This window comes from Psychrobacter sp. AOP7-A1-24, assembly GCF_052376235.1.
GTDB lineage: Bacteria > Pseudomonadota > Gammaproteobacteria > Pseudomonadales > Moraxellaceae > Psychrobacter.
On the sequence record NZ_JBQSVM010000032.1, the window covers coordinates 26,816 to 35,885 of the forward strand.

The 9,070-nt window shown below is 42.4% G+C and carries 8 protein-coding genes; 7 read left to right on the top strand and 1 reads right to left on the bottom strand.

Translation table 11 applies throughout. The features are described 5' to 3' along the window. Positions 1-283 precede the first annotated feature (283 nt). Both ACT3QQ_RS10715 and dusB read left to right on the top strand, forming a co-directional pair. A complete protein-coding gene (locus tag ACT3QQ_RS10715) occupies positions 284-2,329 on the top strand; it encodes a BCCT family transporter (RefSeq protein WP_444519627.1) in 2,046 nt (681 codons plus the stop codon). Between the two features lie 121 nt (positions 2,330-2,450). Continuing rightward, positions 2,451-3,482 (top strand): tRNA dihydrouridine synthase DusB, encoded by a 1,032-nt coding sequence (gene dusB, locus ACT3QQ_RS10720; protein WP_444519628.1) that lies wholly within the window; start codon positions 2,451-2,453, stop codon positions 3,480-3,482. A gap of 26 nt (positions 3,483-3,508) precedes the next feature. Here dusB and ACT3QQ_RS10725 read toward each other — a convergent pair whose 3' ends face one another. Further along, positions 3,509-3,868, bottom strand: coding sequence for a DUF1622 domain-containing protein (locus tag ACT3QQ_RS10725; RefSeq protein WP_444528009.1), 360 nt, complete (start codon positions 3,866-3,868; stop codon positions 3,509-3,511). 206 nt (positions 3,869-4,074) lie between these two features. Between ACT3QQ_RS10725 and ACT3QQ_RS10730 the strand changes: the two genes are divergently transcribed. The 5 genes from ACT3QQ_RS10730 to ACT3QQ_RS10750 all read left to right on the top strand — a co-directional run bounded on the left by ACT3QQ_RS10730 (position 4,075) and on the right by ACT3QQ_RS10750 (position 8,961). Further along, positions 4,075-4,962: an SDR family NAD(P)-dependent oxidoreductase gene (locus tag ACT3QQ_RS10730; RefSeq protein WP_444519630.1), complete on the top strand. Its 888-nt coding sequence runs from the start codon at positions 4,075-4,077 to the stop codon at positions 4,960-4,962. Between the two features lie 310 nt (positions 4,963-5,272). Further along, on the top strand, positions 5,273-6,295 hold the full coding sequence (locus ACT3QQ_RS10735; protein WP_444519631.1) for a DUF1852 domain-containing protein: 1,023 nt from the start codon (positions 5,273-5,275) through the stop codon (positions 6,293-6,295). Positions 6,296-6,323: 28 nt separating this feature from the next. Further along, the gene (locus ACT3QQ_RS10740; RefSeq protein ID WP_444528010.1) at positions 6,324-7,355 is read left to right on the top strand and encodes a methionine synthase; all 1,032 of its coding nucleotides are present in this window, start codon (positions 6,324-6,326) and stop codon (positions 7,353-7,355) included. A gap of 209 nt (positions 7,356-7,564) precedes the next feature. Continuing rightward, positions 7,565-8,068: a flavin reductase gene (locus ACT3QQ_RS10745; protein WP_444521978.1), complete on the top strand. Its 504-nt coding sequence runs from the start codon at positions 7,565-7,567 to the stop codon at positions 8,066-8,068. A gap of 68 nt (positions 8,069-8,136) precedes the next feature. Next, the gene (locus tag ACT3QQ_RS10750) at positions 8,137-8,961 is read left to right on the top strand and encodes a sulfite exporter TauE/SafE family protein (protein ID WP_444528011.1); all 825 of its coding nucleotides are present in this window, start codon (positions 8,137-8,139) and stop codon (positions 8,959-8,961) included. The last annotated feature ends 109 nt before the right edge of the window (positions 8,962-9,070 follow it).

The following is a 9,070-nucleotide window of genomic DNA, read 5'->3' on the forward strand; positions in this document are numbered from 1 at the left end:
ACAGTACATTTATAAACTTTAGTTTGTTTACTTTCTTATTATGAAAATATAAAACATATACAATCAAGAGGCAGCTAGCAAGCTGCCTTTTTTATTTTCTTGGTAATAATTATGTAACATTACTTAAATTCATGTTACCAATTTAACGCTTAACTAGGGTTTTAGCAAAGAGTGTGATAATTATTATAATCGCTCACACACATTTTCCAATCTTTGCCCCAATCGATAGTTTTTTATAATAAGGCATCGCTAATTTTGCTAATTTTTGAGGATATTATCTTTCATGAGTAAATTACCTCGTTCGACTATTTTATTGCCGGTATTTGTACCAGCAGCTATTATTATGATGCTGTTGGTCATCGGTACCGCAATAAATCCTGAAGCAGCTGGTGCGCTATTCAACGATGTGCTTGCTTTCACAACTGAGACGTTCGGCTGGTTCTATATGCTGGCCGTGGCGTTGTTTTTGATGTTCATCATCGTACTGGCATTTTCGTCTTATGGCAGTATTAAGCTGGGTCCTGACCATGCCGAGGCAGAGTATAAGTTCCTCGAATGGTTTGCTATGTTGTTTTCGGCAGGCTACGGGATTGCGCTACTGTTTTATGGTGTAGCGGAACCAGTCATGCATTTTTCCAGTCCGCCAATGTCGGAGCCGCAAACTATTGCCGCGGCAAAAGAGGCGATGCGAATTGCGTATTTCCACTGGGGTTTTCATATTTGGGCGATTTATGGGGTAGTGGGTTTATCGTTGGCATATTTTGCTTTCCGACATGGCCTACCACTATCAATACGCTCAACGCTGTATCCAATTATCGGTGACAAGATTCATGGCCCTATAGGTCATACGGTCGATGTGTTTGCGATATTGGGTACGATGTTTGGTATTGCTACCAGTCTTGGTTTGTCAGTGTCGCAAATTAACGCGGGACTAAATTACCTATTGCCAGATATCATTCCAATGAATACGACTGTACAGGTGATTGCTATTGCATTGGTAACAGCCGCAGCACTGGTATCGGTGTTAGCAGGTATGGATAAGGGTGTTAAACGCTTGTCTATTCTAAATATGCTATTGGCAACTGCGTTGATGGTGTTTGTATTTGTTGTTGGTCCGACTATTTTTATCTTAAATGCCTTTATGGAAAATACAGGTAGTTATTTGGGTAATATCGTTGAGCGTACCTTTAGCTTACAGGCTTACGAAAATAGCAATTGGATCGGTAGCTGGACCTTGTTTATTTTTGCTTGGACCATCGCATGGGCACCTTTTGTAGGTCTATTTATTGCTAAGATTAGCCGTGGTCGTACCATTCGTGAGTTCGTACTGGGTGTGATGCTTGTCCCAACTTTCTTCACGTTCTTCTGGTTTTCGGTGTTTGGTGATACTGCGCTACATATGATTATGGTCGACGGTTATACCTCGTTAATCAGCGAAGTACAAAACAACCAAGCGATTGCTCTATTTAAATTATTAGAAAACCTACCGTTTACTGAGTTTGTGTCGTCATTGACCATTTTATTGATTATCACCTTTTTTGTGACGTCATCGGATTCTGGCTCATTGGTGATCGACTCGCTAGCGGCTGGCGGTCGCAGTGATACGCCATGGTGGCAGCGTAGCTTTTGGGTAGTAACCGAAGGGGCTGTAGCTGCGGTACTACTCATTGCAGGCGGTCTAACGGCGCTCCAAACGGCAGCTATTGTCAGTGCGTTACCTTTTGCCATTATTATTCTTATTTCAATGTTTGGCATGTGGCGTGCGCTGCGTATCGAAGGACATCGTAATCAGAGCCTTGATCAGAACAACAAATTGCCTCCGCATCTGCTCAAACCGTCAGCATGGCGTGAGCGTATCGATTATATGACTGACAAGCCAACACCTGAAAAGGTATTGAGCTACATCAAAGAAGTAGTTATGCCATCGATGATGGAAGTGTCATCTAAATTTGCAGAAACTGGTTGGACGACTGAGGTCAATTATGATGCGGTCAACAACCGTGCTGTGCTTGAATTGCAACGTGGTGACGATGTCGAGTTTTGGTATGAAGTGCGCTTATCTGAGCATGAGGCGCCCGACTATTATACTGAAGACACCGTAGATACATTGCCGCAAGAGCATCATCATCGAGCTGAGGTGTATTTACGCCGTGGTGGTCAGACATATGATTTATATGGCTATAAATCAGAATCAGTGATTAATGACATTATTGATCAGTTCGAGAAGTATTTACATTTCCTTAATGTGTCGCCTGATAGCTTACCGTGGCGCATGCAAGAGCATGATGATGACATCACGCTAGAGCAAGATAGTGTGCTTGATAAATAATGGACTGAATGTATCGAAAACGAGTATGATTATTGCAAGCTATTCACATGAATAACTTGCAATAAATACAGGATTCCTTAGAATAACGGCTTGTTTTTCTTACAAATCAAGCCGTTTTTTTATGTCTAATGATTTTTCTGTTGTATCTACGTCTTTGCCAGTGTCTGACCATCCATTGTTACAGCCATTAAATATCGGTGGCTTGACGATTGAAAACCGTCTAATGGTCGCACCAATGGCAGGCGTGACAGACAACCCTTTTCGCCGACTGTGTAAGTCGTTTGGCGCGGGCCACGCGGTCAGCGAGATGATCATCGCGGATACCGCTCTTTATGCGCGCAAAAAGTCCTTGTATCGCGCCAATTTTGATAATGAGATTGCGCCTATTTCTGCACAAATAGCAGGAGCAGAGCCCGATAAACTGGCTGAAGCGGCCCGTTATCAAATTGATAATGGCGCACAGATTATCGATATCAATATGGGCTGTCCGGCTAAAAAAGTCTGTCGTAAGCTGGCAGGTTCCGCATTGTTGCAAGATGAGGATTTGGTCGCGCGTTTGCTAGATGCGACGGTTAATGCGGTAGATGCTCCTGTCACGCTAAAGACACGTCTAGGCTTTGAAAACGGTCGTGAAAACATCTTGCGTGTGGCGCGCCGTGCTGAGCAAGCAGGTATTGCAGCGATTGCTATTCATGGACGTACGCGTGAGGACATGTATACAGGTAATGCGCGTTATGAGCTAATACGTGAAGTCAAAGAAAGTATCAGTATTCCTGTCATTGCTAACGGTGATATCGATAGCGCACAAAAAGCCCAACACGTCTATGAAATGACAGGATGTGATGCGGTGATGATTGGACGGGCTGCACAAGGACAACCATGGATATTTCGCGATATTGAGCATTTTTTGCGTACTGGCGAGTGCTTAGAGGCCCCAAGTGTTAGTGAGATAAAAGAGATCGTACTTGCTCATTTACAAGAGCTTTATGATTTTTATGGAGAGTATTCAGGCTGCCGTATCGCACGTAAACATATTGCATGGTATACGACAGGTATTCCAAACTCTAACGCCTTTAGACAGGCGATGTATGGCGAAGAAAGTACCGCTGGACAATTTAAAGTAGTCGAGACTTTTTTGCAGGCACATGAATAGTAATCGCTTGAGTCTTATGTGTCAGACTATTCATCATGTGCCGATTTTTTATTCTGCCAAGGGAGTCGGCCTTCTAGTTCAACTTGTAGCGATAAGCTCAAAAAGGTTCGAATCAGTACGATAAAACCTAGCACTAATACGCTGCGTAGCGATGGCTCCGTGACGACTGTCGCCACGATATCAGCGGCAATCAGCACTTCTAAACCCAACAAGATAGACTTGCCTACGGTCTGTCTGATCTCAATATAGGTGTCATTGTTGAAATGACCCGATGCTCGCAAGGCTTTATATAGAGCAAGAAATAGCCCAAAAAACATAATGAGGACGCCACTGACTTCAATAATTTTGGCAATTAAGTCGATATAGTGAGTTAGTGTGTCTATCAAAGCAGGTACTCCTCGTAATTGACCAAAAAAGTATAGCATTTGGCCATAAACTAAAACTGTATTCATAAGCCTTTATGACGACTAGGAACTTTCACAAAGGTCCCGTTAACTCATGCCTACCATGGTTTTGTTCACTCCATACTACGTTTTTTTGCTATGCTATAACCAAATACTAATAACGATAGAATAAACAAAAAGGACTTTTTATGGCCAGTCTCTCGAAAAAAGTAATCACTAAAGCGGTCAAAGGCAAAAATATTATCATTACAGGCGCTTCAAGTGGTATTGGCGAGCGTACGGCTTTTTTGCTCAGTGAGTGTGGCGCACATGTTATTTTGCTGGCTCGTACTGCAGATAAGTTAAAAATGGTCAAAGAAAATATTGAAACACTTGGCGGCGCTGCCAGTTATTATCCATGTGACCTTACCAACATGGATGAAATTGAAAAAACCAGCGAAAAAATTCTGGCTGATTTTAAGCATGTTGATGTATTGGTCAACAATGCAGGTCGTTCGATTCGCCGTTCAGTACATGAATCGGTCAACCGTTTTCATGATTTTGAACGTACCATGGAGATTAATTATTTTGGCGCGGTCAAAATTGTTCTTGGTTTTTTGCCAACTATGATTGGGCGTCAAACTGGTCAAATTGTGAATATATCTTCAATTGGGGTGTTGGCAAATAGCCCTCGATTTTCAGCATATGTTGCATCAAAGGCAGCTTTGGATGCATTTAGTCGCTGTTTGGCTGCCGAAGTCAAAGGTGATAATATCAAAGTGACCAATATCTTTATGCCACTCGTACGCACCCCAATGATTGCACCAACCAAACTATATCGATATATGCCAGCATTGATGCCTGATGAAGCAGCGATGATGGTAGCGAAAGCCATCGTTCACAAGCCGAATAGCATTGCTAGTAATATGGGTAAATTTGCATCGGCGACTTACTCGCTGGTACCCGCCTTCAACGTTGGCGTGCAGTCCATTGGCTATCGCATTTTTCCAAGTTCAACTGCTGCGCAAACGACTGATAGCAAACCTAATTTTGCTCAGCGTGTTTTTGCTAAAATTCTTCCTGGTGAGCATCACTAAAGTAGGTTTATTATCAGCACCAAATTCGAATAATAAGGATACTACAGTATCCTTTTTTTATGCTCTAAAAATATCATCAAGCAGCGTAAGAGACTGCTTCGTTACGTATAGTGAACGTGATTAGTTATTCAATAAATAAATCTTCAAGACTTCCGCCTTACAATTCTGTTTCTATCCGCATCTCTGTTAAGATGAATGTAATTCATCTTATGTTTAAATTGTATCGTTTTTATTCATGTTTAGATTTAGGTATGATTCACCTCATACACAAATTTGGTTTTATCTCAGATAATTAAGGTAGCGAATCACCATGAGTAAAGAATTCAATTGTTCAATCAAGCACATTCGTTTTGATGAAAACTATCAGCCTGCAGATAGCACTCGTTTGACAACTAACTTCGCAAATTTGGCTCGCGGTGAGCACCGTCAGGAGAACTTGCGCAAAACGTTAAGAATGATAGACAACCGCTTTAACGCATTGGCGCATTGGGACAACCCAACAGCAGACCGCTATTCTGTTGAAGTTGATATTGTTTCTGTCGATATGGATGTTGAAGGTAATGGTCATACGTTTCCTATTATCGAAACGCTAAAAACCACAATTGTAGATCATAAAGAAAACAAGCGTATCGACGGCATGATTGGTAATAGTTTCTCATCTTACGTGCGTGATTATGATTTCAGCATTGTATTACCAGAGCATCGTGACAAAAACTTAGCGTCAATAACACCGGATAACTTTGGTGAGCTACACGGCAAACTGTTTCAATATTTATTGAACTCAGAGGCATACAAAGCGCAATTTAATAAAAAACCAGTGATTTGCCTGAGCGTGTCAACCAGCAAAACCTACTACCGTACTACCAACCAGCATCCTGTATTAGGTGTTGAGTACAAGCAAGACGAATATTCATTAACTGATGACTATTTTTATAAAATGGGCTTAGTCGTACGCTATTTTAAGCCTGAAGGTAGTGCTGCGCCATTAGCCTTTTATTTTGCAGGTGATTTGCTAAGTGATTACACGGATCTTGAGCTTATCAGTGCGATTAGTACGATGGAAACCTTCCAGAAAATCTATCGTCCTGAGATTTACAATGCTAATTCAAATGCTGGTCAAGTGTATCAACCTAGCCTGAACTACCAAGATTATTCACTGACGCAAGTTGTCTATGACCGCGCCGAACGCAGCCAAATGGCAGTGACACAAGGTAAGTTTACGGAAGAAACATTTATCAAGCCATACCAAGAAATTCTTGAAGAGTGGGCTGCAAGCTATACCGTTGATAGTCAAGCAGATAAAAAACAAACCAATAATAAATATGCTGCTTAACCGAGCACACGAGAGAAGATAAACAACCATGACAAAACTATTATTACCAACCTCAACCGCTGGCAGCTTACCGAAACCGTCTTGGCTGGCAGAACCTGAAAAAATTTGGTCACCTTGGGCTTTAGAAGGCGAGCAGTTGATTGAAGCCAAACAAGATGCATTGCGTCTGTCACTACAAGAACAAGTACATGCAGGTATTGATATCGTCAGTGATGGCGAGCAGACCCGTCAGCATTTCGTAACCACGTTTATCGAACATCTCGATGGTGTTGATTTTGAAAATCGTGAGACGGTCAAAATCCGTGATCGCTATGATGCGAGTGTGCCATCAGTGGTCGGTGCGGTGAGCCGTCAAAAGCCAGTATTTGTAGAAGATGCCAAGTTTTTACGTCAGCAGACCAATCAGCCAATCAAATGGGCTTTGCCAGGGCCGATGACGATGATTGATACACTGTATGACGATCATTATAAAAGTCGTGAAAAACTGGCTTGGGAATTTGCTAAAATCCTGAATCAAGAAGCAAAAGAGCTAGAGGCTGCTGGCGTTGATATTATCCAATTCGATGAACCAGCATTTAATGTGTTCTTTGATGATGTGAATGACTGGGGTATTGCCACTTTAGAGCGTGCTATTGAAGGTCTAAAATGCGAAACAGCAGTACATATTTGCTACGGTTATGGTATCGAAGCCAATAATAACTGGAAAAAGACACTGGGTTCAGAATGGCGTCAATATGAAAAGGCCTTTCCTCAGCTGCAACAGTCTAAGATTGATATTGTCTCATTGGAGTGTCAAAACTCACAGGTGCCAATGGATTTGATTGAATTGATTCGCGGTAAAAAAGTCATGGTTGGTGCCATTGATGTGGCAACCAATACCATTGAGACACCAGAAGAAGTGGCCAACACACTACGTAAAGCATTACAATTTGTCGATGCTGACAAGCTGTATCCTGCAACCAATTGCGGTATGGCACCGTTGTCACGCCAAGTGGCTCGTGGCAAGCTTGCGGCATTAAGTGCAGGCGCACAGATCGTTCGTCAAGAGCTGACTGCGTAGAGCTTATCAAACAAGCTGATGTAAATTTGGCATTGGTGGCTTTGGTATTGGTAGCTTTGGTAAATTTTGTAGGCTAGGATTTTAGCTTGAATGATGCTTATTAAAGTTCAGTCGTTGAGGAGGTTCTATTTACAGGGTCTCCCTTTGCAAAACTAAAATTGAAGCACAATTTTTTAACGTTTCACAGGATTTCAGTAATGATTAAAGATATGATTGAAGCAACCGATTTTAGAGATGCCATGTCTTTGTTAACGACTGCGGTCAATGTTGTCACTACAGAAGGTGTATCTGGCGTTCATGGGTTTACAGCATCGGCAGTATGCAGTGTCACAGATACACCGCCAACTTTGCTCGTCTGTATGAACCAGACCTCTCGGTCGCATGCGTATTTTGTTGAAAATAAAACATTGTGTGTCAATGTGTTGGGCGCTCATCATGAGCCCGTCTCTAACGCTTTTGCCTCAAAGTTACATTCAGAAGAACGCTTCAAACAAGGCGCTTGGTCTCAGCTAGTAACAGGCTCTCCTATTCTAGAGGATGCATTGGTCAGTTTCGACTGTGAGATTGAGCAAATTCAGAAAGTAGGTACGCACAGTGTGTTTATGTGCCGAGTAGTCGCCATCAAAAAATCTGAGCAATCAGATGGACAAGAAGAAAGCTTGGTTTACTTTAATCGTGCTTACTCTCGAGTGGGTCAAGTGGATATCGCTTAAGTCAATCATCCGGCCATTATCGAATGGTCATCAAACTATTCATCGTCAATCTGAGAAGTAACTATCCCGTGGAATTAATCATTTTTTTAGTCATAGGTGCCCTCGCAGGATTTGCTGCGGGGCTTTTTGGTGTGGGCGGTGGAACCATCATCGTGCCACTATTATTTATTGTCTTTACTCAGATGGGTTATAGTCCTGACAATATCATGCATTTGGCGTTAGGTACGTCACTTGCGACCATTATTGTGACGTCTATTAGCTCGTTAATGGCGCACAATAAAAAAGGCGCAGTCATGTGGCCTGTCTTCAAAAACCTAGCACCTGGCTTAGCGATAGGGTGCTTTTTAGGGGCAGGGATAGCAGGGCAGATATCTGGGTTATACCTTCAGCTCATCGTCGGTGTGTTTTTGCTTTGGGTGGCCTTTAAAATGTTTAGGGGCGGCAAAAAGAAAATAGCTAGCAGCGCTAGCAGCATCAGTAACGCCCATGCAGCATTGCCTTCAAAGCCTAAGCAACTGGCAGCAGGTGGGGTCATCGGTATTGCTTCTGCCATCTTTGGCATCGGTGGTGGTAGCTTAACCGTACCTTACCTCACGCGCTACGGTGTGGTGATGCAAAAAGCGGTTGGTACGTCGGCCGCGTGTGGTTTACCCATCGCGATTGCTGGTGCATTGGGGTTTATGTTTTTTGGAATGAAGCAGCAAGTAGATGTGCCCAATACGATTGGTTTTGTTCACGTTTATGCCTTTTTAGGCATTAGTATCATGAGCTTTTTCACTGCAAAGATAGGGGCGAAAGTGGCTCATATATTATCGCCGCAGCTATTGAAAAAATGTTTTGCGGTGTTGTTAACTATCGTCGGGTTCTACTTCCTATATAAAGGACTGGTATAAGTGACTTGCTGTAATTAATTTGAGATTAATGGATGCTGTCAAAGATTTCAGGTGCGGAAGTTGGATTAGTATATCGACCAGCATACTGACTGGCTATATTCTTAAGGTG